Raw genomic sequence first — 25,923 nt, 5'->3', positions numbered from 1 at the left:
GGCCACCAGCTTCTTGGGAATGGTGCATTTCGTCTCAGCCCTGTTATGGCTTCGTTAATTGTCCGTACAACCTAGCTCGAACACCGGGGGCCATTCGTGCCACCACCCCCTACCCTGCTGCTCGCTCACCGCTTCTCCCTTTCCGCAGTAATTGAACATGAAACCAGCTCTCATCTTCGACATGGACGGCGTACTGATCGACAATACGCCCGTTCAGGCCCGCGCCTTCCAGCTGTTGTTCCGCGACCTGGGCCTGACCACTAACGCCCGCCAGCTGCTCAGGCGCCTGAATGGCATGCCCGCCACGAACATTCTCAAAACGGTGTTCCGCCACCCCGTACCCGAAAAACAGCTGAAGGAGTACGCCTCCCAGCGCGAATTCCTCTACCGCACCCTGTACTGGAACAAGCGCCGCGAGACACCCGGCCTCACGGCCTTCCTGCGGGCGGCCCGCGCGGCCGGCTTCAAGATTGGCCTCGGCACCGGCTCCCCGCCCGAAACCATCGGCTACATCATCGACCACCTCGACCTACGCCGCTACTTCGACGTGGTCGTTGGCAAGGCCGATGTAGACCGCGGCAAGCCCCATGCCGACACTTTCGCCGTAGTAGCCCACAAGCTGGGGGCCGAGCCCGAAGACTGCATCGTGTTCGAAGACGCCGTGCTCGGCGAGCAGGCTGCCTACAAAGCCGGCATGCGTGTGGTAGCCGTGGCGTCGGGGTTGCCCGCCAAGGCGTTTCAGGCCCCGCTGGCCATCATCAAGGACTTTACCGGCCTCACCCCCGAACGGCTGCTAGCGCTTCGGGAGCTGCAAGCCCAGGCGCCGAAGCCCGATAAGCAGCGCGCCCAACGGCAGTACATGCATCTGTAGACAGGAGCTCGGCCGACTACCACCGGACTTTGCTTTCTAAAGCGGACGGCTCTCCATCGCTATTGCTATGGTACAGTTATGTATCAGGCTAGCTGCTGTGCTCCGGCTCCCGGCCCCGTCAAACCTGCTGCTGCCACCGGCTGGTTTCGAGGCCAGACCAAATGTTGAGAGGCACCACTGCTCGTCGCAGGATATTTATTTGATTTTCATTATCTTAAATACTTTCAGCAGCTCACCGCTTGTTGTAGGCGGCCTCTAAAACGCTAGTAGCATCATCCTACCTTCTTGGTGGGGTGACGTTCACTAAGCGTTCTTTACGCTACCGGATTTAGTCACCTAGCCACCTTTACAGAAAACAGAAAATGGTGAACATTATTAAAGTAGATAGCGAAGAGTTATCTAATAAGATTGATGAGCATCATAAGATAGGCGGAGCATTGAGAGTATCCGTTTTCGAGATTAAAGAAAATTATTTAGGGCAAGTACCTGATGAGTACACCGCTCACTTAGTAACAGCAAGACAAACATTAGAGAAAGAAAATTATGAATGGAATTTTCATTGCAATAAAATAGCAGGTAAAAGCCAGCACGACTCTCTTCCATTTGCAATGACAAATTATAACAAGTTAGATACGAGCGGCCAAAAAATAACCCTTCAACATTTTTTGGGGCCTCATTATGACTTACAAAATAATAAGCCAACTATCAGGGGTCAGCTAGGAAATGAAACATTTAATTCATATTTCTACTATGACCAAATTGAATCCTTAGAGAATAAAGTAGACATTAATAAAATTATACAGGATTTTTGTAATTTATATCCAGATGAAGCGGGATATTTTATTTATGCACTAATGGAGCCTCCACACGATTTATCCCTTGGAAAAGAAATTCGAAAACGAGGAGAATACGTACTGGGGTTTTTAGACTACTTTTTTGACGATTTAAATGAAATCACAATATACTCGTGGGACACAAACTGTTCAATTATTTTTGACCCAGGGAATGAATGGTGGGGGAGTTATTTTTGGACGGTCTATAACCCAACAAAAAAATGGCACATCGGGATAATAGCTTCGACAACAGATTAGAATCGGGCAACAGCAGTAGTTTGGTGATAATGGCACTGAAGCATAGTCTTCAATCTTGAAAAATATTTTCCCAGCACTATCAATACGCAAAACCTCGCGCGCGGACTGCCCAACATAGCCACATTTGTATTTTATTGACTTGACAAAACTGAAACGAGATGTACTGGAATGAAAAGGTTGAGCTCATAAAAAGGCGGTTTTCAGACCTTGATTTTAAAGACCCTTTCAGAAGCGGCGGTAAAATAATCGAAAAAATAATTGTAAAGCTGTTTGGATCTACCTGGCAGAACTTTACCAGTGCAGCGAATAGGTCAACACTATTAAAACAAGGTAAACTCCTTAAGACCTGCACCATGAATGAGCTTTACAAAGATGAGCTACCTCTCCTAGGCAGCGACCAGAACTTCTGGCTATTACTAATAAATCTGCCAATGGGATCTGGCTTTCACGTGTATGACTGCAAATATGAGCCATTAAGAGAACTGTTATATTTATCGTCCGGGCAAAATGAGCAAGAGTTTTGCGTCGTTGACAAAAAGTATTCTTGGCTTCTTCTTTTTAGGCTCAACAGAGTTAAGAATCTTGTAGAGATATACACGACAGGAAACATAAACATACCAATGATCAGACAAATACGCGCATAATATAATTTTTATTTTATGGCGAACTGACGGACAAAGCTGAACATGTGTGCTCCTATCAGGTTTTGCACTCCATCCAAACTAAAGCACTCCAACTCATCCGCCCTCGCAAATTGTTATGAAAGCAATTATTGTATGGACACTTGTCTCAGGCTTTTTATTTGCAGCTTTTCTTGCCTTACTAATTGCTGGGCTGATAAAGCAAAGTAAACGAGCTATTATATTTTCAGGGTTCGCGCTCTTTCTATTCGCTTGTTCGGCGGTCTGGACGGGCTATACGTTTGCGAGCAAATCATACTGCAAAATATCGGACGTTCTAAAGCCCAGGACGGGACAAGAAATCTACTCGGCTTTATTTGGCGACCCGCAGCACGACTGTGTAAAGGTTATCAACCAGCAAGATCAGGATGTACCCATCATTGATTACGCAATCTGGCTGGAGTTTGAAACATGTCCGGAAGAGCTCCAACGAATTCTATCGCTCCACCACTTCACTTCTAAAAAGGCAGCGACCCAAGGCTGGAATACGCAAGGGCCTTTTACTGATGCAAATTGGTTTAAACCCGAAGCTTTGGGTGACACCGTTTTAGTTTTCGAATACTTAAAAGCTAACGGTAACGGACAAACCATTTATGCCGGACTTGACAGCACCAAAGCCTACTGCATCGACGTGCGGGACTAGTGTCTCTCACTAAAAACTCCCTTCCAAACGCCTGACTACTCATTAAGAGCCTGAGCACGAGCCCAACTAACAACAGAAAACAGGGCAGCGGCAGTGCCAGTTGGTGCCCTATGCATTAACGTAGCCAAGCTAAATAAGGGAATACATACAGTAAGTAGTAGCGACCTCAGCTGAGCGGGAGTACCATTGCGCGTGTACCAGGCCCGCATGCCCCCTTGTTCCACAGAATCCGTTTCCCGCCCGAATGGCCCTCCTGCACGACGAACCCCTCACGCATAGGGTGTTTACCCTTGCCCCTACTCTCCATCGTGTACAATGCACAAAAAAGCCCGCCTCCTGCGGAGACGGGCTCTCTCAGTACTTACGCTTACTTGCTTAGCCAGCGGCCAGCGCTTCGGCACCACCCACAATCTCGAGAATCTCGGTCGTGATGGCTGCCTGACGCGTCCGGTTATAGGTCAGCTTGAGGGCTTTGAGCAATTCACCGGCGTTGTCGGTGGCTTTGTCCATGGCCGTCATGCGAGCGCCGTGCTCCGAAGCATTGCTTTCCAGCACCGCTTTGTAGAGCTGAATCTTGATGGACTGCGGAATCAGCGTCTGCACGATTTCCTCCTTGTTCGGCTCAAACAGATAGTCTACGTTCGCTGTGGGCGTTGCTGATACGGGCGCCGCCGCAGGCACCAGCGGCAACAGTTGCTCGGTGCGGATAATCTGGGTGGCCACGTTGCGGAACTCGTTGTACACCATCACGACCTCGTCGTAGGTGCCATTACGGAAGCCCTCCATGGCGACCTCCGCCGCTTCGCGCACTGTTTCGAACGACAGCTTGGCAAAGACGTGGGTGAAGTTGCCCACCAGGTTGCCGCGCCGCCCGTAGTAGTCGTGCGCCTTCTTGCCAATGGCCAGAAACGAGATGCTAGCCGCCGGCAAGTTCGCGTAACGCTCCGCAATAGCGGCATTTACCCCCTTAAATACGTTCGAGTTGAACGCTCCCGCCAAGCCGCGGTCCGACGTGACGGCAATGACCAACACCCGGCGCACCTCTCGGGCCACCCCGTAATCGCTCACGATGTCGGTGTCGGCCGTGCGCGTCAGGTTCGCCAAAATGGTGTTCAGGCGCTGGGCGTAGGGCCGCATCCGGATAATGTTGTCCTGGGCACGGCGCAGCTTGGCCGCCGCCACCATTTTCATGGCTTTGGTAATCTGCTGGGTACTCGTCACCGACTGAATGCGGCTGCGGACTTCTTTTAAGCTTGCCATATTGTTGAATTAAAAATTAAGAATTAAGAATTAAAAATCAAGAGCTGTTGGTCCTCCACGGCACCAGCAATTCTTCATTTTTAATTCTTAATTTTTAATTATCTAAAAATGAGGAATTAAAGCCTGCCCGCCTCCTGCGGCATCAACCATTTTTAATTCTTCATTTTTAATTTTTAACTGCCTACGAAGCGTAGTTCGCCGCCACATCCTTCGCTACCTCACGAATGGCTTTGGTGGCGGTATCCTCCAGCTTGCCGGCCTTCAGGGCCTTCAGCACGTCCGGATAACGCGAGTTCATCACTTGGCCAAACTCCTTCTCAAACTCCCGCACGCGGTTCACCGGCACGGAGTCGAGCAGGCCGTTGGTCGCGGCGTAGATGATGGCCACTTGGTCTTCCACCTTCACGGGCGAGAACTGGGGCTGCTTCAAGATCTCCAGGTTGCGACGGCCGCGCTCAATGGTCAGCTTGGTCGAGGCATCGAGGTCGGAGCCGAACTTGGCAAACGCTTCCAGCTCGCGGAACTGAGCCTGGTCCAGCTTCAGCGTACCAGCCACTTTCTTCATCGACTTGATCTGGGCGTTACCACCCACGCGACTCACCGAGATACCTACGTTGATAGCGGGCCGCACGCCGGAGTTGAACAAGTTCGTTTCCAGGAAGATCTGGCCGTCGGTGATGGAGATTACGTTGGTCGGGATGTAGGCCGATACGTCACCAGCCTGGGTCTCGATCAAGGGCAAGGCAGTAAGCGAGCCGCCCCCTCTCACCAAGTGCTTGATGCTGTCGGGCAGGTCGTTCATGTTCCGGGCGATTTCGTCGGAAGCGTTGATTTTGGCGGCCCGCTCCAGCAAGCGGCTGTGCAGGTAAAACACGTCGCCGGGGTAAGCCTCGCGGCCGGGCGGGCGGCGGAGCAGCAACGATACCTCGCGGTACGCAACAGCCTGCTTCGACAAGTCGTCGTACACTACCAGGGCCGGGCGGCCCGTGTCGCGGAAGAACTCCCCGATAGCCGCCCCCGTGAAGGGCGCGTAGAATTGCAGCGGCGCGGGGTCGGCGGCCGGAGCGGCCACCACTACGGTGTAGTCCATGGCCCCACCCTTGGTCAGCGCGTTCACTACCTGGGCGATAGTCGAAGCCTTCTGGCCGATGGCGACGTAAATGCAGAATACCGGCTCGCCGCGGTCGTAGAACTCCCGCTGGTTGAGGATAGTATCGATGGCCACGGCCGACTTCCCGGTCTGGCGGTCACCAATAATCAGCTCGCGCTGGCCCCGGCCAATCGGAATCATCGCGTCAATCGACTTGATCCCGGTCTGCATGGGCTCCGTTACCGGCTGCCGGAAAATAACCCCGGGGGCCTTGCGCTCCAGCGGCATTTCGTACAGCTCCCCGGTAATCGGGCCCCGGCCATCGATGGGCTGGCCGAGCGTGTTTACCACGCGGCCCACAATGCCTTCGCCGACTTTAATGGAGGCAATTTTGTTGGTGCGGCGCACGGTAGCGCCTTCCTGAATGCCCGAGTAGTCGCCGAGAAGTACGGCCCCTACGTTGTCTTCTTCGAGGTTGAGCACGAGCCCTTGCAGGCCGGTCTCAAACTCAATCAGCTCGCCCGCCTGGGCTTTGCTCAAGCCGTAGATGCGGGCCACGCCGTCGCCGACTTGCAGCACGGTGCCGACTTCTTCCAGTTCGGCTTCGGACTTGAAATTGGACAGTTGCTGCCGCAGGATTGCGGAGACTTCGTCCGGACGTACTTCTGCCATGGTTTTAGGTGATGAAGAGATGAGGTGATGGCGTGATGAGGGTAGTAAGTAGCGGAGTGCAGGGGTTGTTGGCCGCGGGCGGGCACGGAAGGCCGACCTCGCCCAATAGCCTCATTACCTCGTCATCCCATTGCCTCATCACCGAAAATCATCACATTTTTTGTTGATAAGTAGAGTCTTGCAAAGAGATGCGCATCTTCCGAAGGCTGGTGCGCACGGAGTCATCAATCTGCTGGTCGCCCACCCGCAGCACGAAGCCCCCGATGAGGTCAGGGTTCACTTTTTCGGTGAGCTTGACGTGGGTCAGGCCGGTTTGCTGCTTGACGAGCTTTTCCATCTCGGCCCGCGAGGCGGGAGTCAGCGGCGTGGCCGAAGTAACTTCGGCCATCTGAATGCCCTGCATCGCGTTGTACTGCACCTGGAACTCAGTGCCCATGCTTTCCAGCGCCGCCTCCCGGTTTTTACTCGTGAGGATGGTAAAGAAGCGCATGGTCATGTCCGACACCTTGCCTTTGAAAATGGCATTCAGGATGGCCAGCTTTTTATCGTGCTTCACAATCGGGTTGCGCAGCAACAGCCGCAGCTCGCGGCTTTCGGCCATGGTCTTGCTGAGCAAGTCCATGTCCTCCTTCACGCTTTCCAGCGTGCCCATTTCTTGGCCCAAGTCGAGGAGCGACTTGGCGTAGCGGGCCGCTACTCGTTGGTCAGCCATATGGTTTTTAGTTGTTAGTTGTCGGTTGTTAGTAGTCAGGCCGGTTGGCTGTAGCCGCTTGCACGAGCTAACAACTGACCACTAACAACGAACAACTAGTTAGTTGAGCTTAACGTCTTTCAAATACGAGTCCACCAGCTGCGTTTGGGCGGCGGGGTCGGCCAGCTCGCGGCGCAGGATGCGCTCGGCGATGTCGAGCGAGAGCTGAGCGGCGGTGTTTTTCACCTCAGCCAGCGCCGCGTTTTTCTCTTGTTGGATGGCTTCGCGGGCTTGCAGGATGATGCGGTTGGCTTCTTCCGTAGCGCGGGCCTTTTCGGCCTCGCGGTGCTGGTTGGCCATGGTGGTGGCTTCCTGCATCATGCGGTCCCGCTCCTGGCGGGCGTCAGCGAGCAGCTTTTCGTTGCCGGCCTTCAGTTGCTGCATCTCCAGCTTAGCCTGGTCGGCCATGCGCAGGGCGCTCTCGATGCTGTCCTCCCGCTCCCGCAGCCCAGCCATGATGGGCTTCCAGGCAAACTTGGTCAGGATGAAGAGAAGCAGTAAAAATAAGACCGTCTGCCAGAACAGCAGGCCCAGTTGGGGGGTGATTAAATCCATGTCTTCAGTAGGTTAGCGGAGAAAAGAAAAGCAGCCCGCGCCGCGCCGCGAGGGGCGGACGCGCCAGCGGGCTGCCGAACTTGTAGCGGCTACTTCTACAGTTTGAAGCTCACCAGCAGGCAGACAACCACCGCGAACAGCGCCAGACCTTCGATAAGAGCGGCGGCAATCAGCATTACCGTCTGAATTTTACCCGAAGCATCGGGCTGACGGCCAATGGCGTCCATGGCGCTACCACCAATACGGCCGATACCAACCCCCGCGCCCAGGGCAACGAGGCCAGCACCAATACAGGCACCCATTACAGCGAGGTTATTACCGTTTCCGGCGACAGCGGCAACAGCCTGCAAGAACAAAGAGAGAAGCATAAATTTGGAAAAAGGAAAAAAGAAATTGAAAATCAGCTAATCGCGACTGGGGGGAGGGGCGCCGCGGGTTCGCAGGAAAAGCGCGGATTAGTGGGTAACGTGAGTCGTTTCCGAACCGTCGTCGTAGCCCATCTGGTAGTCGGCATCGTGATGGTCCTCCACGGCGCCGCCGATGTACATGGCCGACAGCAAGGTGAAGATGTACGCCTGCAGCAAGGCGACCAGCAGCTCCAGCATGCTGATGAACAAACCGAACCCGAGCGACAGCGGGCTTACCGCTATCGACTTGAATAGGAAGATCAGGCTGATAAAGCTTAGAATGATGATGTGCCCGGCCGTGATGTTGGCGAAGAGTCGCACCATCAGGGAGATGGGCTTGATGAAGATGCCCACGATTTCGACCGGTACGATAATGGGCAGCAACCACAGCGGCACGCCCGGCGGCCGGAAGATGTGGGCCCAGTAGTACTTGTTCGAGCTAAACAGCGTGATGAGCAGCGTGGCCACGGCCAGCATGAACGTAACCGTGATGTTGCCGCTCAGGTTAGCCGCGCCGGGCGTCAGGCCCAGCAGGTTGTTGAACCAGATGAAAAAGAAGATGGTGAGCAAGTACGGCATGTAGCGCTCGTACTTGGGGCCGATGCTCTTCTTGGCGACTTCGTCGCGAATGAACACCACCACCGGCTCTAAGAATGACTGGGCTCCTTTGGGAGCACTGCCCTGGCGGGTACGGTAGCCCTTGGCCACGGCCCGGAACACCAGAATCAGAATCAGGCAGCTCAGCATGAGCGAGGCCACGTTCTTGGTAATGGAGAAGTCATAGACTTTGCTGCCATCTTCGGCTACCAGGTGGCCTTCTTCGATCTTCAGGCCGTTGTAGGTGCCATCGGCCGAGTGGTGAAACTGGCTCGAGGAGAACACCGACAGGCCTTTGCCGGGCTGGTAGGCGATGATGGGCAAGGGCAGCGTGAGGTGCGTACCGGTGTGCTCGTTGCCCAGCGTGGCGAAGTGCCATTCGTGCTCATCGGCCACGTGCTCCATAATCACTTTACCGGGGTCGAAATTTTCCGACTGGGTGGCTTCGGCAGCACTCGTTTCGTGCTGAACTGCAAATGAAGGCAGTGTGAAGAAAAAACAGAGGGCGAGCAGTAAATGCTTCATTAAGGCGAACTTAGGGGCGGCGGCGGCGGAAGGAGCCGGCGGGCCGATTACCCTGATTTTGAAAACGGGCGCAAGTTACTAAGGATAGCCCAGATTTCAAATCCGGCATATAAAAAGTACAGGAGGAAGAAGGTAATCAGCAGGCTCATCGTGCCGGTATCGCGCACCCCGCCAGCCCGGTATAAATAGAGGCCCAGCACCAGCAAGGACCCTAAAAAACGGACGACTACCCCCCCGAAATACGCCGCGATAAAATAGTCTTTCTTCACTGCCGTAACGCGGGCCGTGAGGTAGTAGGTGCCACCCGTGAGTACCGCCAGCAGCAGCAGCACGCAGCTGGCGTAGGGATGAACCACCGGCGGCCCAAACTGGAGCTTTAACAGGTAGATAAGGGCGGCCAGGCCCAACGTTAGCAAGGCCAGATGCAACAGAAAACGAGCCATACGGAGCTACTTCGTCAACGAGCGGATTACGTGGTATAATGCCACAAACAGGCCCAGCAGCATCAGCCCGACCGTGTACCACGGCGTTTTATTGTGGAAATGAGCGTCGAGCCAGGTGCCCACCCAGGTGCTGAGGCCGATGATGGCCAGCATCGTGAAGGCAATGCCGGAATACTTGGCCAGGTTGCTGGCTTGGTCGGCGGGCGTTTCGGGCTTCGGGGGAGCGGGAGGCATAGCTGAGGAGACAAAGAAACGCAACAAGGCTGGCAAGGTACTGGGCAAAAAGCGGGTAAGCGCGCCAGCCGAGCCCGGGAACGTGTCGAGCGAAATGAAAAAACGTAATTTTACGGTTCTGACTACGTTAACCACCAGCCAACGGCTACCCGAACGAACATTTCAGGTTGCCGCCGGCGTTGCACGGGCGGCCCAGGTCACCTTCACTTTCTGCTTTGACTTTGACACAACATCTGCTGATATACCGCTGGCCCGCCCTTTTTGTCGTCCTGCTCGGGCTGGGAGCAGCCGGGTGCGCGTCGGACAAAAACCTGGTTGCGCACGCGTTCAACAACGTGGCCGCCCGGGACAATGCCTACTTCCTGGCGCGCGAGAAGCTGCACGCCGTCGAGGACAAGCTCTACGCCACCCGCGTGAACGACTACAATCAGCCCTTGCCGCTGTTTCCGACGCTGGACAGTACTTCGGTGCGGGCCAACCGGGCCGACTTAAACGATATTATTAAGAAGGCGTCGATGCCGATTCAGCACCGGCCGGGCTCCGACTGGACCGACGATGCCTACATTCTGGTGGGCTGGTCCCGGTTCTACCAGATGCAGTTCGACGACGCGGCGCTCACGTTTAAGTACGTCAACTCCACCAGCAAGGACCCCAATGCCAAGCACGAGGCCTTGATCGGGCTGATGCGCACTTTCGTGGCCCGCGGCGAATTTGAGAGCGCCAAGGCCGTATCGGATTTGCTGGACAAGGAAGCCGGCCGGCCCGAAGATGCCCGCCAGCTGTTTCTGACCCGGGCCGATTATTACATCCGCACCGACGAGCCGGCCAAGGCCATTCCCCAGCTGGAAAAGGCTATTCCGCTGATTAAACTGAAGAATGAGCGCTCCCGCACCCGCTTTGTGCTGGCGCAGCTGTATCAGGATGCCGGCGAAAACAAGAAGGCCTACGAGCAGCTCGACCAGATCCTGGCTCGCAACCCGCCGTACGAGCTGGATTTCCAGGCCAAGCTGATGCTGGGGCAGGTGTCGGACCTGAGCCCGAAAGACCGGCTGCGGCTGAACAAAACCTTCGCGGACCTGCTGAAAGACCCCAAGAACAAGGACTACCGCGACAAGATCTACTACGAGATGGCGCGGCTGAACTACCGCGAAAAGAACTACCCCGAAGCCTTGAAGCTGCTGCGGCAGTCCATTAAGGCTACTACGAGCAACCAGCTGCAGAAGAGCTATACGTACCTGCTGGCCGGCCGCATCTACTACGAAAACCTGCAGAAGTACCGCCTCGCGGCCGCCTACTACGACAGCACCGTGCAGACCATGGCGAAGGAAGCCAAGACCTACGCCGCCATTAAGGAGCGCAGCGACATTCTGAAGGAGTTTGCCAAGCAGTACACCATCATCGAAACGCAGGACAGCCTGCAGGCCCTGGCCAAGCTCAGCCCCAACGTGTTGGACCAGCAGCTGAACTTGTACGCCGACGCCGAAATTGCCGCCAAGCGGAAAGAGGCTGCTCGCGTGGCAGCGACGCAGAAAGCTTCCGAAAAAGCGGCTGAACTCGCTCAGCGGCAGGCCAACAGTGCCCCGAGCTTCCAGGTCGGAGCAGCCCCGCTCACCGACCTGACGGCTTTTGACCCCACCGCCCCAGCCACGGGGGCCAAGTGGTATTTCGATAACCCGGCAGCCCTGGGAACAGCCCGGGCCGACTTCCGCCGTCGCTGGGGCAACCGGCCCCTGCAGGACAACTGGCGGACCAACAGCCAGGCCACCAGCTCACCCCAATCCCCGGCCAACGGAGGCACGCCTGCGGCTACCGCGGGCAACGGCCCCAACCAGGCGAATAGCAGCCGCGCCGACTCGGTGGCGGCGGTCGATCCCGAGGCCGAAAAACGAGCCTTGGTGGCTCAGTACCGCAGCAAGCTGCCCTTCACTCCGGAGCAGCTTAAAGAATCGGATGCGCAGATAGAAGCGGCCCTCTACGAGTTAGCCGGCATCTACAAAGAGCAGCTGAAGGAACGCGAAAAAGGCTTTGAAACCTACGAGAAGCAGGTAGCCCGGTATGCGCGGGGCAACCACGCACCCGACGCTTATTACTTGCTGTATCTCTACTACAAGGACAAGCCTGACGCCGCTAAAATGGCGCAGTATGCCGCGGCCCTGCAGCGCGAGTTTCCAAACGCTATCTACACCAAGCTCATTGCCGATCCGCAGTACCGCGAGCACCAGCTGGCCCTGCACAACGCGGTTGCCAGCCGCGTAGACTCGGCTTTCACCTATTACAAAGACCAGCGCTTTACCAAGGCTTCGGGCGTACTGGCCCGTACCGAGAAGCTATACCCCAAAAGCGATTTGAGTGACCGGGTGGCTTACTTAAAAATGCTGCTCGTCATCCGCACCCAGCCGCCGCTCACCGCCCGCTCGTCAGTCGAAGCATTCTGTAAGGAGTATCCCGACAGTCCGCTGGTACCCCAGGCCCTGACCCTGGCCGCGACCTACAAGAAGCAGGGGGCTGGGCAAATCGCCGGGGCGCTGGCCACCACGGAGAAGCCCGTCGTGTCGATTTTCAGGCCGGGCGAAGTAGAAAACCGGATGCGTATCTACTACCGCGGCAACGAAACGCCCGCCAAAGCCCTGAACACCGCGCCGGCCACCCCGGACGCTCCGAAAGGGCCTGCTACCCAAAAGAACAAGCCAGAGTCATTACCCGTAAATGAGGCTACCGCTTTAGCTGGGGCTGCCAGCACGGCGCCACAGGCCCGCCCGGTGCCAGAGCTTACGACCAAGCCCGGAGCTGGCGCACCGGGAACACCGGCCTCTGCTGCTCCCAAACCATCCGCGGGAACCGCCCCGGCCGCAACAAGTCCGGGTACCAGTCCGCCCGCAACAAATCCCGGCACCGGCCCGGCTGCTTCGCCGCCAACGGCTCCGGCGGCCCCAACCACTGCTTATCTCACGCAGTTGAGCGGCTCGCACGCGGTGGTGCTCATGTTCCCCAATACGGCCCCCGCCAAGCCTGAGCTGGTTACGCAGTTGGCGGCCTATAACAACCGCTTCTTCCGCACCAACAACCTGCAAGTGGAATCGGCGCCCTTTGGTGCCGACCAGAATCTGCTGGTGATCGGAACCATGGCGGGAGCCAAAATAGCCCAGAGCTATGCCATCAAGCTGCGGGGTCCGCAGTCGCCACTGGCCCGCCTGCGCGGGGCCGGCTACCAAGTCCTGGTCATCAGCACCGAAAACCTGGGGCTGTTAAAAACGACTGGAGATCTGGCCGGGTATTTGAGCTTTTATCAGCGCGTGTACAAATAGAGTTGCCGTTTCCACGCTCCCCGATCGCTAACGAGCCGATCGGAGCCACCCACCCGAAACCCGAAAGCCTCCGGCCCACGCTGGGGGCTTTATTTTTACGGAATCATTTCGCAGTCATTCGTTATGCCTACCTCTTCCCCTGCGCGCCGCCCCCGGCCGACGCCTCCCATCCCAGCCCGCAATGGGCGGTTTACGGCTTTCGTCCGCACCATGTGGCTGCTGTTTATCGTGGGCGTCGTCGGCCTGGGCCTGTTTGCGCTGGCCGTGAGCAGCAACTTTCTGAACTTGTTCGGGCGTATGCCCAACCTGAAAACGCTGGAGAATCCGCGCTCGGAGCTGGCCTCGGAAGTATACTCGGCCGATGGGGTGCTGCTGGGTAAGTATTTCCGCGAAAACCGGACGCCGGTCGAGTTTAAAGACCTGCCCCAAAACTTAATTGATGCCCTTATTGCGACCGAAGACGTGCGCTTCGAACAACACTCGGGCATCGACATGAAGAGCATCTCGCGGGCCATGGTGGGCGTGCTTACGTTCAACCGCAACGGGGGCGGCTCCACCCTCACCCAGCAGGTCGCCAAAGTGCTGTTCCGCACCCGCGACGACCTCAACGACGGTTCGCTCAATGGTACGGGCAAGCTGGGCATGCTCATCACCAAAACCAAAGAATGGATTCTGGCCATTCGCCTGGAGCGGAACTACACCAAGCGCGAAATCCTGCGCATGTACCTCAACACGGTCGAGTACGGCTCGAACTCTTTCGGTATCAATACGGCGGCCAAGACGTTCTTCAACAAAGCCCCTAAAGAGCTAAGCACGCCCGAAGCCGCTACGCTTGTGGGCATCGTGAATGCGCCGGGCCGGTTCAGCCCCGTTAACTATCCGCAGCGCTCGAAGCGGCGCCGCAACTGGGTGCTGCGCCAGATGGCGAAGTCGAATTACATTACCGAGGCCGAGCTGGCGGCGGACACGGCCAAGCCCATCGTACTCCGCTACTCCGTGGAAAACCCGAACAAGGGCCTGGCGCCCTACTTCCGGGCCGAGGTAGCCAAGTCGCTGCTGGCCTGGGCCCGGGAAACCGACCATGACCTGTACGCCGATGGCCTGAAAATTTACACCACCATCGATTCGCGCATGCAGGAGTACGCCGAGAAGTCGGTGGCCGAACACCTGGCTTTGCAGCAGAAGTGGTTCACCGCCCACTGGAAGGGCCAGCTGCCCTGGCGCGACGAAAACGGCAAGGTCATTCCCGACTTTTTGAACATCGCCATGCGCCGCACGCAACGCTACAAGTCGCTGATGGCCATGTATGATGGCAACCGCGACTCGGTGAATTACTACCTGCGCAAAAAGTATAAGATGCCGGTGTTTACGTGGCAGGGCGAAAAGGAAATGTTGATGTCGCCGCTCGACTCGCTGGCCTACTACAAACGCTACCTGCAAGCCGGGTTCATGGCCATGAACCCCCTGAATGGCCAGATTAAGGCGTGGGTAGGCGGGCCCAACTATAAGTTCTTTAAGTTCGACCACGTGCGCCAGGGCAAGCGTCAGCCGGGCTCGACCTTTAAGCCCATTGTGTACACGGCGGCCATCGACCAAGGCTACTCACCATGCTTTCCCCGGCCCGACATCGCCACCACCTTCCCCGGAGTGGCGGGCCGCGCTCCCTACACGCCCCGTAACTTCGAGGGTGGGTTTTCGGGCCGCGTGTTCACCCTGCGGCAGGCCCTGGCCCGGTCCATGAATTCCATCACGGCCTGGCTGGTCATGAAGCTCACGCCCGAAACCATCGTTACCTACGCCAAACGTCTGGGCATCACTTCCCCAATCGACCCCGTGCCCGCAATTGGGTTTGGCGCCTCCGACTGCAGCATTTACGAGCTGTGCGGGGCCTACGGCACCTTCGTCAATAAGGGCATCTGGACTTCCCCCATCATGGTTACCCGCATCGAGGACAAGAATGGCAACGTGCTGCGCGAGTTCGTGCCCCACACCCGGGAAGTCCTCAGCGAGGAAACCGCTTACCTCATGACCTACATGCTGCAAGCCAGCACCACTGAGCCGGGGGGTACCAGCACGATTCTGCACACGGGCTTCAAGTTTCCTTATGAGATAGGGGCCAAAACCGGCACTACCTCCAACTACTCCGATGCCTGGTTCATGGGCATTACTCCCGACCTGGTGTGCGGCATGTGGGTGGGCGGCGAAGACCGCAGCATTCACTTCCGCAGCGGCACCTACGGCCAGGGCGCCCGCCTGGCCCTGCCGCTTTACGGTCTATTTATGCAGAAGGTGTACAAGGATAAGAGCATTGGTATCAGCACAGCCCCCTTCCCCAAGCCCGCGGCTCCGCTCAGCATCGAAATCGACTGCTCGAAGTACTACGGCGGCCAGCGCGACACCATCCCCGACAGCCAGAAACTGGATAGCCGCGAACCCACCGATTTAGATGAAGAGGATATCTAGGGGCACTCCCAGATTGGTGGCCTCACGGGACCCCTCCGGGGCCGGCCCCAGTTCGCTTTATGCGCGAAGCCGGGGGAGAGGGGGCGCCAGCCGAGGGATGCAGTGGTACAGCAACTGCAGGGCTAGGGTAAATTTCCAGGTACCTGCAGGGAGTTGATTCGACCAGCTCTCGTTAGGATATTTGGTGCTCAACCCTTTTTGAAAAATGACCGGCGACTTTTGCTGGTCATTTTTTGTTGCTCATCGGGCGGCACCGCTGGCTCTGCGCCTTCGGGCCCTCCGATTACTTCCGAACCACTCGCCTACATTGGCGTAACCACGGTTACCCTAGCCAAAAACAGTGCTCTATGGCAGCCAAAGACTATTTACAAGCCCAGATCAGTGCCCTGCCTCACAAGCCCGGCGTGTATAAGTATTTCGACGATGAGGGCATCATTTACGTGGGCAAGGCTATCGACCTGCGCAAGCGGGTGAGTAGTTACTTCACCAAGCAGGACCACAATAAGAAAACCCAGCAACTGGTCAAGAACATCAAGCGCATCGAATTCACCATTGTGGACTCTGAATCCGATGCCTTTTTGCTGGAAAACAACCTGATTAAGCAGCACCAGCCCAAGTACAACATTTTGCTCAAGGACGGCAAAACGTACCCTTACCTTTGCCTGACCAACGAGCGGTTCCCCCGCCTCATCCCTACCCGTAATAAGGTTAACGACGGCTCGCGCTACTACGGCCCCTACGCCAATGGCACGGCCCTGAACGTCCTGCTGGAGCTCATCCGGGCCCTGTATCCGCTGCGCACCTGCAATTTCAACCTGAGCCCGCAAAACGTGGCGGCGGGCAAGTTTAAGGTTTGCCTGGAGTACCACCTCGGCAACTGCAAGGGGCCCTGCGAAAACCACGAGGACGAAGCCACCTATAACGGCTACATCCAGCAAATTCGGAACATCCTCAACGGCGACCTGCGCGTGCCTAAGCAGTACTTCCGCGACCAGATGTCGGCTGCGGCCCAGCAAATGCAGTACGAGCTGGCGCACCAGTTCAAGGTTAAGCTCGATAAGCTGGAAGCCTTCCAGGCCAAGAGCACCATCGTCAACGCCGCTCTGACCAACATCGACGTTTTCGCCATTGCCAGCAACGAGAAGTCCGGCTTCATCACCTACCTGAAGGTGATGAACGGCTCCATCATCCTGACGCAGTCGTTGGAAGTGCAGAAAAAGCTGGACGAAGAAGATGCCGAAATTCTGGCCCCGCTCGTGATGCAGATGCGTCAGGAGTTCGAGAGTGAGTCCCGGGAGATTCTCACCAACGTCGCGCTGGCGCTGCCCTTACCCGGGGTTGCCGTTTCGGTGCCCCAGATCGGCGATAAGCGCAAGCTGCTCGAGCTGGCCCTCAAAAACGTGCTTTACGCCCGCAAGGAGAAGGAAAGCATGAACGATCGCAGCAAGGACCTCAACGAGGTGCGCATCATGGAAACCATTAAGAAGGACCTGCGCCTTACCGAGCTGCCCAAGCACATTGAGTGCTTTGATAACTCGAACTTCCAGGGCGACAACCCCGTGGCGGCCATGGTGTGCTTTCGCAATGCCAAGCCCAGCAAGAAGGACTACCGCCACTATCACATCAAAACCGTGGTGGGCCCCAACGATTTTGACTCCATGTACGAAGTGGTATCGCGCCGCTACCGGCGCCTCGTCGACGAAGGAGCCAGCCTGCCGCAGCTCGTCATTGTCGACGGCGGCAAGGGCCAGCTCAGCATGGCCGTCAAGGCCCTGAAGGACCTCAACCTGTGGGGGCAGATTCCCGTCATTGGCATCGCCAAGCGTCTCGAGGAAATCTACGTTCCCAACGACCCGCTCCCGCTTTACATCGATAAGAAGAGCGAGTCCCTGCGCCTGTTCCAACGCATGCGCGACGAAGTGCACCGCTTCGGCATCACTTTTCACCGCTCCCGCCGCGACGCCGCCACCCTTAAAACCGAACTGACCGATGTCAAGGGACTTGGTCCCATCACGGCCGAGAAGCTGCTGAACAAGTTTAAGTCGGTTAAAAAAATCCGGGAGCTCACCGAAGCCGAGCTAATCGCCGAAGTGGGCAAAGCCAAGGCCAAAGTGCTGCAGAACTATTTTGCCGCCAACGACGCGCCCTCCGCGCCGCAGCTCACCGCCCGGTCTTAAATGCAAAAAGCCCCGACCAGCAAGGTGGTCGGGGCTTTTCATTTTTGTCAACGGGTCCGTCGGAAACCGTTAGCTCCGTGGTCTTAGAAGCTCCACAGGTTGTACTCGTACTCAATCAAATCAGCCGCGGTCTGCTGAGCGGCCAGGATGCCCTGCTGCGCCCCACCGTAGATATCGTCGAGCCGGCTATCGCTGGCGTTCGAAACCTTGGTGATGTAGGAGTTAAACAGCCACAGCTCGAACGCATCGGCCAGGTTCTTATGCTGGGCATCGTTCTCCGCGTTGAACCAGATGGCGTTCTGCGGATTATTGCGGAACACCTTCACCAGCTCGCTGTACTTGAACGTACCAATGGGCTTCTCAATGCCCGAAACGTTGGCGGGCAGCGTCGAAGGTACCAGTAGGGTGATGGATTGAATGTCATGATACATTCTCGAACGCTTCTTGTCGAAAATCATATCCTCCTTCAATTCCATCTCATACAAGTCCTTGTAGCGGTACAGGTTAGCCGGCGGCGGAGGCGGGGGCGGGGGGGCCACGGCCACCGTTTCCATAATCACCTTGCCCTTCTTGTCCTTCATGGGCTTGCCGTTCTTGTCCAGCTTGGGCTTCTTCACCGTTTTAGCGGCCGCCCCCTTTTTTGGAGCGGGGGCTCCCCAACCGTCATCGCTGCCACCCAGATCTTTTTCGCTGAAACCGGCCGCCTTCTCGTCATCGCTGAGCTCCATCTTTTGGTCAGCATATGACATATTGCTGGTCACTTCCTGCGGACTGAAGGTGGAAGTCAAGGAGTCGTTTTTGTACGCCTGCAACTCACCACGCTTCACGGCCTCGAGGATGACGCGGCTGATTTCCTTGCCCTCCGAGAACATGGGCTTGTTCTGCTTTTCGCGCAAGTCCAACTGCCGCCAGATGCTCTTGCGAAACATTTGGTCGGAGGGTGGAATTGGCCGGTGCGAGCCCGAGCTGTTAGCCGTAGTGGCTTGCTCCTGAGCCGAAGCCGTCAGCGACAGCGACCAGCACGCCGCAACAGCAGCCAGGGTGTGAATGGGTTTCATAACGGGCAAAAGCAAATTGACGATAAGATAGTTCGCTAACGCGGCAGGGCCGAAAATATTACAGCAGGGGAATATTGAAGGTCCGGGACACGTTAACCGGCTCCACCACGTTCTGGAAGTTTAACCGCTGCACGTCTTTCACTTCAATGAACAAGCGGTCACCATCACGGTAGGCATTCACCACGTCGCTCAGATCGGCTTGAGGGCCATTTACTGTTTTCGGGGCCATGGCCGGGCGCTTGCCCCGCACCAGGGTCACCTCGTAGCGCGAAACGCGGAAGCGAGCGTCTTCGGGCAGGAAGGTGGCAAAACCAGCGTCGGGAATGGCCTTCAGGGTCAGCGAGCGAATAGCGGTGCCGGGGGTGCCCTGCTTATCGTTAACCGGACGCCCGCTGGCAAATGCTTCAATCGTGGGCTTGGGGATGGGGCGGACCTGGAAGGTCTGGGAGCCAATGGGGTTACCACCGCTGCTCACGCTCAAGGTTACTTCTCTCGAGTTGGGGATGAGGGTTACGTCGCCCACTTTAGCACCTGGCAACGCCGAAGCACCCGAAGCGGAGAAGCTCGGCTTGTACTGAGCCCCTAGCGCCGGCACCGACACATTCAGCTTGTTGCCGCACTTGAAGTACAAGGCTTGTACCGACGCCGACTGGATCTGCATTACCGGTTTGGTGATGGTATAGGGAACCTTCACGGTAAAAGTGGTATCACGGCCGTTCTGGTTGAAGCGGATCGTACCCGTCCAGGAGGCCTTGGCGTTGCCAGAAGCGTCGAACGCGCCGGGCCGAGCGGTGAACTCAACCTTGCCTTTGCCGTCGGGGCCTACCGCGAGCGGGCTGCCGTTCAGCGTCATTCGGGGGCTGATGCTCGAGGCGGAGGCAGTCAGGAACAGCTCCGCCTTGTACTTGGTGCCGGCTGCTACCGTATTCGACTCGGCGCTGGCAAAAGCGCCTATTTTGTCGAAGACGATGGTTTTAGCCCCTACTTTTTCCGCTTGCTTTTGCAGGGCTTCGGCTTCCAGCTTCAGGATCTCCGTCTCCTTTTGCGAGATGGTAGCCAGCGCAGCCACGACGGGCGTGTTCTCGAAGTTAAGCTCGGCGAAGTTCTTAGCTTTCTGCCCTTTCTCAGTTACCCGAGGATCTTCCTTGGCGTCAAGAGCCAAGGGGGTTGCCGATGGAATAAACTGCTTTATGTACTCCGCGTACTCGTTCAGCTTGGGCTTCATCGTGGTGTACGCGATGCCATTCCTCTTACCGCCGAGCATGGTTATGGCTACTTTGTCTTCCCCACTCATGTTTTTGATTTCGGTGGGGGTGTTCTCGGTGGCTTTCAGCAATTGTTCCCGTACGCCGCGCAGATAGGCAATAACGTCTTTCGTATGTTGACGAATTTCCTCACTCTGCTGCAGCACGGCTTTATCACGAGCCTGGTTTTGGTTTTTCACCACGGCTGCCTGAATACCTTTGATGGTGCCGTCCGCCGCAACCGAAGTCTTGTCGTTGACGCTCAGTAAGCTGTCATCAATAAACTTGAACTTCAGCAGAATCGCTGAGTTCACTTGAAGCGCCAAAAGAGCCGTTAGCACGAGGTACATCATGCCAATCATCTTCTGCCGCGGGGTTTCTTTTCCGCCTGCCATTATCTGTTTCCTCTAAAATTAAATGAAGAACTGGATTGCTGCCTAGTCAACTAGGCTTGGGCCGGAGCCCGCATGGCGTTCAGCATGTTGCCGTACACACGGTTGAGCGAGGTCAGGTTACCCGTCAAATCAGCAACCTGCTTCTGGAATTGCTCGGTGTCGCGGCCCGCTTGGGTCAGATTATCCATGGCCTTGCTGAGCGTACCATAGAATTGGTTCATGGACTTGAGGTGCGTGTTGGCATCCTGCAGCTCCATTTCGTACACTGCATTCAGCGCGCCCAGGTTTTTGGTCACGTTCTGAACCTGCATATGGTATTCTTTGGCGTCGGAGGTAGCATTCGACATGGCCGAAATCGCTTCAACCGTGTTGCTGTAAGCTACGTTGATTTTATCGAGCGAATCAGCGGCCGACCGCACCTTCTTGGTGTACTCGTCGGTAACATTGGTGGCTTCGCCGAGCTGCGAGAGCTGGGAGGTAGTAGCACTGAGGCGATTGAGTCCCTGGCCCAAGTTGGTCAGCGCCTCGGGAGTTACGTTGGCATTCTTGAGCATGTCGTCCAGCTTCATGGTCAAGCCTTTGGCCGAGCTATCAGCGGCGGAGCCTTTGCCGGTTGAAGGGTCGTAGCCCTCATTCAATTCCGGGTACACCAACGACCAGTCGTGCTCTTTTGCCGGGGGCTGGAAGGCGCTCAGGAAAAAGATAACGGCTTCCGTGCCCAAGCCTACGATAAGCATTGTGTCGGCACCAGCCCAGTGCTCAATTTTAAATAGTGCACCTACGATAACAACGGCTGCACCGATGCCATAGATCTTGGGCATCAACGTATCATAGAGAAAACTTCCTTTAGCTGCCATGAGAACTTAACTGTTTGAAAGGATTAGAGGTGTTGAAAGAGAAAGAGATGTGTAAATATGGCGTGAGCCGCTGGGGATATTGATGGTTGAATATTAGTTAAGCGAGCTATTCGTTCCCATGCCGATTTGAATCATGGAGCAGCGGAAGCCGATGTATGACCGGGCCGAATCCTGGTATTCGAAGTTGCGCGTCCCGGTTTCCAGGAAGTAAGCGATGTCCTTCCACGAACCACCCCGGACCACTTTGCGCGGCTCGCTGTCGTCGGGGTTAGTGGGGTTCAGGTCCCACACCACTGGCACCGAAGCCTCCATGTAAGCATCGTCGCACCATTCCGACACGTTACCGGCCATATCGTAAAGGCCGAAATCGTTGGGGAAGAAAGAGCCGACTTCCGAGGTGTAAGCAAAGCCGTCCGAAGCATAGTCGCCGCGGCCGGGCTTAAAGTTAGCTAGCATGCACCCTTTGGTGTTGCGCAGATAAGGCCCCCCCCAGGGGTAGGTAGCCAATTCCCGGCCGCCCCGGGCGGCATACTCCCATTCAGCCTCCGAAGGCAGGCGGAAGTTAGGGTCGTTGGCATAACCGGATTCCTCCCGGGCCGCGTTCCGGAACTTCGTGCGCCAGTTGCAGAAATACTTGGCCGCAAACCAGTCTACCCCAACCACCGGGTACTCGTCGAAGGCGGGGTGCGTGTAGTAATACTCCAAAAGCGGGTCGCCCATGTGATAGGTAAAATCACGGACCCAAACAGTGGTATCGGGATAGAGTTCCGTCATCACGTATTCTTCGCCTAGCACATCCAGAGAATCCTGCTTGATGGCGTCCATGAACTGACGGTATTCGTTGTTGGTGATTTCCGTTTCATCCATGTAGAAGCCCGCAATGGTCACTTGCTTATTCATGTTGACCATGGAAGCAGAAATGTCTTGATCGGTCTGGCCCATGTGAAAAGTGCCGCCGGGGCAAGGAACCATGCCCAAAGGCACTTCCTGGGGGTTGTAGATCGGACGGTCGTCCGATCCGACCAATTCACCCTGTGGCCCTTTTCCGAACCCACACCCACCTAAGAATGCTCCGGAAATAGCGAAAAGGGAGATTGCTAGAAGCTTGTTCATGAGAGTTGAAATCTGTCGTTTGAGTGCCGATGCCGCCAAAGTGCATTCAGATGGGCTCGCAAATCTACACTGTTTTAGGATGATGTGCAATAGTTAACTTTTTCCGCACCCGGTTAAACTGCGGGTAAAGCCGCTGAATAGCGCAAATAACTCGGTTAATCTCTTTTTTGGTTTTAGTGGGCTCCTAAAATTTGTCCTAACTCAAGAGCATAAGAGCAATCCAATAAGGGGTATATGGTAATAGCAAAAAAATCAGAAGCTGTAGCGCGGAGTACGAATAGCCGGGCGGATGAGCAGGCCGGGCTTAGGCAAGCGATACGCAAGCATAATCTCGTGCGAGCTGAATGCCCGGGCCTCCTGGTTGAAAGCGATAAAGTCGAACGCGTAACCGACTCGCAACGCATTGTCCTTCGCAAAGCTCAAGCCAAGAAGACCCGAAAAGGATTCCTGATGGCGATAGTTCACTCCGACCCAATATTTATCGTCGATAGTGCCCCGAACACCACCTTCAAAAGAGTAGTTCTTCGAGTTGTTGAATTTGTTGCTACTAGAGAACTCACCGGGCAAAACGCTTTTTACTAGGACCATTGGGGTGACAATAACGGTGGAAGAGGCCTCAATATTGTAGCCAGCCGTCAGATACGCATGATTTTCGTTGATATAGGAGGAGATTCTGGCGCCGTCCTTGTTAGCGAATTGATACCGCGAGCGCGCCAAATTGTTCATGCTAATGCCCGCGTAAAACTTAGGCGACTCATACCAAATGCCGGCACCAGCGTCGAATTTCTGGTCGTTGTCGTTGAGTGGGATGAACGGGTCGGTCATGTCGTTGGCCCGGTACTGCCCCTTGCCCAAGCGGGTGAACGTACCTTGAATGCCGATTCCCAATTTACCCGAGCCCAGCGTGATGTGTTGGGAGTACGACAACGCCGCGTTGGTCATGCGCTGCTCACCCACTTGGTCGTAATACACGGCTAAGCCCACGCCGCCGCTAAGGGGCAGAATTGGCAATGAGACGCTAACCATGCCCGTACGAGGACTGCCGTTGGCATCGCCCTGAGTATTCCCGAGATTGAGATACTGGTACCGGCCAATGAGATTTACTTCGCCCTGGCCCTTAATACCGGCATAAGCAGGGTTCAGGTACATGCCGTTGAAGCCGTAATGCGTGAACTGAGGTTGCTGCTGAGCAAACGCTGAATTTACTGCAGCTGCCAATAGTAAAGTGGTAAAGAGAGTTGCCTTCATAGCCTCGGAATGGGTAACGAGCAGGAATGGGTAGAGATGGAACAGGGAATGGCCTCCAAATGTAGGCTAAAACTATCTTCAAAAATTCAAAAAAAAACGGCGCAAGGAATAGGTTGCGCCGTTTTCACTTCATTTAAATGAGCTAGACGTTGGGCTTTTCGTTTTTAGTGCTGAGCTTTTCCACATCTGGTTGGGAATGCCGACGAATATACGCTTCGATAGCTCCCGTCATTGAGGGGGCGTTTGGCTGAGGGGCTTCGATATCCAGAATCAAGCCGGCATCGACCACTGCTTTCGCAGTAGTGGGCCCAAAGGCTGCAATGCGGGTGCCGTCCTGCACGAAGTCGGGGAAGTTAATGAAGAGCGAGCTAATCCCCGACGGGCTAAAGAAGGCAATGCAATCATACTTTACGTCCGACAAGTCCGACAAGTCGCTTGCTACGGTACGGTAGATTACGGCCTCCGAGAATTTGAGGTTATTAGCGCGCATGAAAACCGGCAGGTCGTCCTTGCGGATGTCTGAGCACGGATACAGGAACTTCTCTCCCTTATGCTTCTTAATAACGTCGAACAAGTCCGCCGCGGTGCGCTCGCCAACAAACAGCTTACGCTTGCGCAACACGATGTACTTCTGTAAGTAATTGGCCGTCTGCTCGGAAATACAGAAATACTTCATTTCTGCGGGCATCTCCAGCTTGGCTTCCTGACAAATGCGGAAAAAGTGGTCAACCGCGTTCCGGCTAGTAAAGATAACGGCCGTATATTCTACTATATTTATCTTTTCGCGCCTGAAGTCCTTATAGGGGACGGGCTGCACCTCGATGAACTCTCGAAAGTCTACCTGGATGCCGTATTTCTCGGCGATAGTAGAATACGGAGAAATGTCATTGGTAGGCTTAGGCTGGGTAACCAGGATACTACTGATACGCTTGGCATGCCGGCCTGTACCCGGCTTATCTGCACTCTCGGCCATACAGGAAAAAAAGAAGGGTAATGCTGGAACAGTAGCAAATAATGTATGAATTAACGCGAGCAGGGCGGCGAAAGCCAGTCAATACGTAAAGACGATGAGCTTAAGTAAAACCAGTAAGGGCAATACTTCAGTAGCACAAAGATACGCAAACAAATGTAGATTCAGGAGGGAAGCGTAGTGGTGCAACGTGCGGGCAACGCGCAGAACGGTACCGATCAGCACAAAGCCGATGGCCGCACTGGCAGCCCAGGCTACTGCACCCGGAAAGCTACCGTTGAGGCTCAGATAGAACAGCAGGACCAAGGGCAGGCCCAGACCCGCCAGCAGGGTAGTGCGCAAAAACTCGCGGTACTGGACGTTGGTGAGGGATTGCAAGCTGAACGTGTACCCGAGAATGCCCACGTATAAGTACTTACCAAAAACAGATAATGTAATAATAACCGTGTATAGTATAACCCTAGCCACGATGGCGGTTTGGGGCACGTTGAAGAAGCGGCGCAACAACGGCAGGTTTTGCAAGTCGGTGTGAACGGCTGTGAGCAACAAGGCAAATGACAGCGCGAACAAAATGACCAGCAGCAGATTGAGTAATGAGAAAGCCGGCTTCGTTAGGAAGGCCTGCTGGTCGCTACCCCGGCCAAACAGCTCCCCAATCTGAAAAATACGGGCCAGGCCAGACTGGTACGTGCTGCGCACGGCCCCGTAGCTGAGGCCCAGCACTAACAGAAAGCCCAGGTAAACGTTTTGCCCCTGGGGCCGCGGCAGCCGGGGTTGCGCTTGACTGATTTGGGCTACTGGCTGACCGACCGCGTTGTTATTGGCGATTACGCCCGAAAACGATGCTAAAGCCGGCGTTCCATCGGGCTGCCACACGGCCAACAAATGAGGGCCGCCCCGCAGCTGCGCGGGTAGGAGCCGCGCCAGGTCGAGCGTATAGGTAGTAGCGGTATGAGCAGTGAAGAGGAGTTGATTATCAAGAAACAGGCTCAAGCCGGGCTGAGCGGCAAAGGACAGCGGGAACGCCTGGCCGTGACGGACCCGCACCCATTGATAGTAAACGTGAGCCGGCTGATGATAGCCGGGCAGGTAAAAAATCAAGCGGTTGCGCGCCGCATCGTGGATGAGCCAATCTTTCGATAAGGCGGTGGGCGAAGCGGCCGGGAGCTGACGGTAGTCGATAGCCCGAGCCCGGTGCGAGCCGGCCACCATCACTACCAGCAAGCTCCACGTGAGCAGCCAGGAAATACGTAGTGAGCTCCGGAGCGCCATAG

General features: G+C 55.9%; 22 protein-coding genes. 7 read left to right on the top strand and 15 right to left on the bottom strand.

Annotated elements, in window-relative coordinates; all coding sequences use genetic code 11:
- Window positions 1-157: 157 nt before the first annotated feature.
- From IC235_RS20405 to IC235_RS20390, 4 genes are all read left to right on the top strand, one after another.
- A complete protein-coding gene (locus tag IC235_RS20405) occupies window positions 158-871 on the top strand; it encodes an HAD family hydrolase (RefSeq protein ID WP_191007061.1) in 714 nt (237 codons plus the stop codon).
- Between the two features lie 362 nt (window positions 872-1,233).
- Window positions 1,234-1,962 carry a hypothetical protein gene (locus tag IC235_RS20400; RefSeq protein ID WP_191007060.1) on the top strand — a complete coding sequence of 243 codons (729 nt, stop codon included), beginning with the start codon at window positions 1,234-1,236 and terminating at the stop codon, window positions 1,960-1,962.
- Window positions 1,963-2,120: 158 nt separating this feature from the next.
- Window positions 2,121-2,606, top strand: coding sequence for a hypothetical protein (locus tag IC235_RS20395; RefSeq protein ID WP_191007059.1), 486 nt, complete (start codon window positions 2,121-2,123; stop codon window positions 2,604-2,606).
- Between the two features lie 115 nt (window positions 2,607-2,721).
- Entirely contained in the window at window positions 2,722-3,285 is a 564-nt protein-coding gene (locus IC235_RS20390) for a hypothetical protein (RefSeq protein WP_191007058.1), read from the top strand.
- Window positions 3,286-3,660: 375 nt separating this feature from the next.
- Here the strand turns inward: IC235_RS20390 and atpG are convergent, their stop codons facing one another.
- From atpG to IC235_RS20350, 8 genes are all read right to left on the bottom strand, one after another.
- Window positions 3,661-4,545: an ATP synthase F1 subunit gamma gene (gene atpG / locus IC235_RS20385; protein WP_191007057.1), complete on the bottom strand. Its 885-nt coding sequence runs from the start codon at window positions 4,543-4,545 to the stop codon at window positions 3,661-3,663.
- Window positions 4,546-4,726: 181 nt separating this feature from the next.
- Window positions 4,727-6,307: a F0F1 ATP synthase subunit alpha gene (gene atpA / locus IC235_RS20380; RefSeq protein WP_191007056.1), complete on the bottom strand. Its 1,581-nt coding sequence runs from the start codon at window positions 6,305-6,307 to the stop codon at window positions 4,727-4,729.
- Window positions 6,308-6,458: 151 nt separating this feature from the next.
- The gene (gene atpH / locus IC235_RS20375; protein WP_191007055.1) at window positions 6,459-7,019 is read right to left on the bottom strand and encodes an ATP synthase F1 subunit delta; all 561 of its coding nucleotides are present in this window, start codon (window positions 7,017-7,019) and stop codon (window positions 6,459-6,461) included.
- A gap of 99 nt (window positions 7,020-7,118) precedes the next feature.
- Window positions 7,119-7,613, bottom strand: a complete 495-nt coding sequence (locus IC235_RS20370) for a F0F1 ATP synthase subunit B (RefSeq protein WP_191007054.1) — start codon at window positions 7,611-7,613, stop codon at window positions 7,119-7,121.
- 95 nt (window positions 7,614-7,708) lie between these two features.
- Window positions 7,709-7,981, bottom strand: coding sequence for an ATP synthase F0 subunit C (gene atpE, locus IC235_RS20365; protein WP_191007053.1), 273 nt, complete (start codon window positions 7,979-7,981; stop codon window positions 7,709-7,711).
- An 87-nt stretch (window positions 7,982-8,068) separates the two neighbouring features.
- Window positions 8,069-9,142, bottom strand: coding sequence for a F0F1 ATP synthase subunit A (gene atpB, locus IC235_RS20360; RefSeq protein WP_191007052.1), 1,074 nt, complete (start codon window positions 9,140-9,142; stop codon window positions 8,069-8,071).
- Window positions 9,143-9,189: 47 nt separating this feature from the next.
- Complete coding sequence (locus IC235_RS20355) at window positions 9,190-9,585, bottom strand: hypothetical protein (protein ID WP_191007051.1); 396 nt, start codon at window positions 9,583-9,585, stop codon at window positions 9,190-9,192.
- Between the two features lie 6 nt (window positions 9,586-9,591).
- Window positions 9,592-9,819, bottom strand: coding sequence for an AtpZ/AtpI family protein (locus IC235_RS20350; protein WP_191007050.1), 228 nt, complete (start codon window positions 9,817-9,819; stop codon window positions 9,592-9,594).
- 221 nt (window positions 9,820-10,040) lie between these two features.
- Here IC235_RS20350 and porW point away from each other — a divergent pair, with 221 nt between their 5' ends.
- From porW to uvrC, 3 genes are all read left to right on the top strand, one after another.
- A complete protein-coding gene (porW, locus tag IC235_RS20345; protein ID WP_191007049.1) occupies window positions 10,041-13,124 on the top strand; it encodes a type IX secretion system periplasmic lipoprotein PorW/SprE in 3,084 nt (1,027 codons plus the stop codon).
- A 210-nt stretch (window positions 13,125-13,334) separates the two neighbouring features.
- The gene (locus tag IC235_RS20340; RefSeq protein ID WP_191007064.1) at window positions 13,335-15,587 is read left to right on the top strand and encodes a penicillin-binding protein 1A; all 2,253 of its coding nucleotides are present in this window, start codon (window positions 13,335-13,337) and stop codon (window positions 15,585-15,587) included.
- Between the two features lie 347 nt (window positions 15,588-15,934).
- Window positions 15,935-17,764, top strand: coding sequence for an excinuclease ABC subunit UvrC (gene uvrC, locus IC235_RS20335; RefSeq protein WP_191007048.1), 1,830 nt, complete (start codon window positions 15,935-15,937; stop codon window positions 17,762-17,764).
- A gap of 83 nt (window positions 17,765-17,847) precedes the next feature.
- Here uvrC and porN read toward each other — a convergent pair whose 3' ends face one another.
- From porN to IC235_RS20300, 7 genes are all read right to left on the bottom strand, one after another.
- Window positions 17,848-18,822 carry a type IX secretion system ring subunit PorN/GldN gene (porN, locus tag IC235_RS20330; RefSeq protein WP_191007047.1) on the bottom strand — a complete coding sequence of 325 codons (975 nt, stop codon included), beginning with the start codon at window positions 18,820-18,822 and terminating at the stop codon, window positions 17,848-17,850.
- Window positions 18,823-18,880: 58 nt separating this feature from the next.
- Window positions 18,881-20,461 carry a type IX secretion system motor protein PorM/GldM gene (porM, locus tag IC235_RS20325; protein ID WP_191007046.1) on the bottom strand — a complete coding sequence of 527 codons (1,581 nt, stop codon included), beginning with the start codon at window positions 20,459-20,461 and terminating at the stop codon, window positions 18,881-18,883.
- Between the two features lie 50 nt (window positions 20,462-20,511).
- Window positions 20,512-21,282: a type IX secretion system motor protein PorL/GldL gene (gene porL / locus IC235_RS20320; protein WP_191007045.1), complete on the bottom strand. Its 771-nt coding sequence runs from the start codon at window positions 21,280-21,282 to the stop codon at window positions 20,512-20,514.
- Between the two features lie 129 nt (window positions 21,283-21,411).
- The gene (porK, locus tag IC235_RS20315; RefSeq protein WP_191007044.1) at window positions 21,412-22,431 is read right to left on the bottom strand and encodes a T9SS ring complex lipoprotein PorK/GldK; all 1,020 of its coding nucleotides are present in this window, start codon (window positions 22,429-22,431) and stop codon (window positions 21,412-21,414) included.
- Window positions 22,432-22,683: 252 nt separating this feature from the next.
- Complete coding sequence (locus tag IC235_RS20310) at window positions 22,684-23,679, bottom strand: PorP/SprF family type IX secretion system membrane protein (RefSeq protein WP_191007043.1); 996 nt, start codon at window positions 23,677-23,679, stop codon at window positions 22,684-22,686.
- A gap of 142 nt (window positions 23,680-23,821) precedes the next feature.
- Window positions 23,822-24,652, bottom strand: coding sequence for a uroporphyrinogen-III synthase (locus tag IC235_RS20305; protein ID WP_191007042.1), 831 nt, complete (start codon window positions 24,650-24,652; stop codon window positions 23,822-23,824).
- Window positions 24,653-24,730: 78 nt separating this feature from the next.
- Complete coding sequence (locus IC235_RS20300) at window positions 24,731-25,921, bottom strand: DUF4271 domain-containing protein (RefSeq protein ID WP_191007041.1); 1,191 nt, start codon at window positions 25,919-25,921, stop codon at window positions 24,731-24,733.
- Between the last annotated feature and the right edge of the window lie 2 nt (window positions 25,922-25,923).

This window comes from Hymenobacter montanus (genome assembly GCF_014699115.1).
GTDB classification, from domain to species: Bacteria; Bacteroidota; Bacteroidia; order Cytophagales; family Hymenobacteraceae; genus Hymenobacter; species Hymenobacter montanus.
Note: the sequence above shows the minus strand (reverse complement) of the source record. Positions and strands in the feature narration are given on the sequence as shown.

What these genes read in the sequence shown, in the direction of transcription:
- IC235_RS20405 (WP_191007061.1), top strand. Translation starts at nt 158, where the DNA reads ATGAAACCAGCTCTCATCTTCGACATGGACGGCGTACTGATCGACAAT.
- IC235_RS20400 (WP_191007060.1), top strand. Translation starts at nt 1,234, where the DNA reads ATGGTGAACATTATTAAAGTAGATAGCGAAGAGTTATCTAATAAGATT.
- IC235_RS20395 (WP_191007059.1), top strand. Translation starts at nt 2,121, where the DNA reads ATGTACTGGAATGAAAAGGTTGAGCTCATAAAAAGGCGGTTTTCAGAC.
- IC235_RS20390 (WP_191007058.1), top strand. Translation starts at nt 2,722, where the DNA reads ATGAAAGCAATTATTGTATGGACACTTGTCTCAGGCTTTTTATTTGCA.
- atpG (WP_191007057.1), bottom strand. Translation starts at nt 4,545, where the DNA reads ATGGCAAGCTTAAAAGAAGTCCGCAGCCGCATTCAGTCGGTGACGAGT.
- atpA (WP_191007056.1), bottom strand. Translation starts at nt 6,307, where the DNA reads ATGGCAGAAGTACGTCCGGACGAAGTCTCCGCAATCCTGCGGCAGCAA.
- atpH (WP_191007055.1), bottom strand. Translation starts at nt 7,019, where the DNA reads ATGGCTGACCAACGAGTAGCGGCCCGCTACGCCAAGTCGCTCCTCGAC.
- IC235_RS20370 (WP_191007054.1), bottom strand. Translation starts at nt 7,613, where the DNA reads ATGGATTTAATCACCCCCCAACTGGGCCTGCTGTTCTGGCAGACGGTC.
- atpE (WP_191007053.1), bottom strand. Translation starts at nt 7,981, where the DNA reads ATGCTTCTCTCTTTGTTCTTGCAGGCTGTTGCCGCTGTCGCCGGAAAC.
- atpB (WP_191007052.1), bottom strand. Translation starts at nt 9,142, where the DNA reads ATGAAGCATTTACTGCTCGCCCTCTGTTTTTTCTTCACACTGCCTTCA.
- IC235_RS20355 (WP_191007051.1), bottom strand. Translation starts at nt 9,585, where the DNA reads ATGGCTCGTTTTCTGTTGCATCTGGCCTTGCTAACGTTGGGCCTGGCC.
- IC235_RS20350 (WP_191007050.1), bottom strand. Translation starts at nt 9,819, where the DNA reads ATGCCTCCCGCTCCCCCGAAGCCCGAAACGCCCGCCGACCAAGCCAGC.
- IC235_RS20340 (WP_191007064.1), top strand. Translation starts at nt 13,335, where the DNA reads ATGTGGCTGCTGTTTATCGTGGGCGTCGTCGGCCTGGGCCTGTTTGCG.
- uvrC (WP_191007048.1), top strand. Translation starts at nt 15,935, where the DNA reads ATGGCAGCCAAAGACTATTTACAAGCCCAGATCAGTGCCCTGCCTCAC.
- porN (WP_191007047.1), bottom strand. Translation starts at nt 18,822, where the DNA reads ATGAAACCCATTCACACCCTGGCTGCTGTTGCGGCGTGCTGGTCGCTG.
- porM (WP_191007046.1), bottom strand. Translation starts at nt 20,461, where the DNA reads ATGGCAGGCGGAAAAGAAACCCCGCGGCAGAAGATGATTGGCATGATG.
- porL (WP_191007045.1), bottom strand. Translation starts at nt 21,282, where the DNA reads ATGCCCAAGATCTATGGCATCGGTGCAGCCGTTGTTATCGTAGGTGCA.
- porK (WP_191007044.1), bottom strand. Translation starts at nt 22,431, where the DNA reads ATGAACAAGCTTCTAGCAATCTCCCTTTTCGCTATTTCCGGAGCATTC.
- IC235_RS20310 (WP_191007043.1), bottom strand. Translation starts at nt 23,679, where the DNA reads ATGAAGGCAACTCTCTTTACCACTTTACTATTGGCAGCTGCAGTAAAT.
- IC235_RS20305 (WP_191007042.1), bottom strand. Translation starts at nt 24,652, where the DNA reads ATGGCCGAGAGTGCAGATAAGCCGGGTACAGGCCGGCATGCCAAGCGT.
- IC235_RS20300 (WP_191007041.1), bottom strand. Translation starts at nt 25,921, where the DNA reads ATGGCGCTCCGGAGCTCACTACGTATTTCCTGGCTGCTCACGTGGAGC.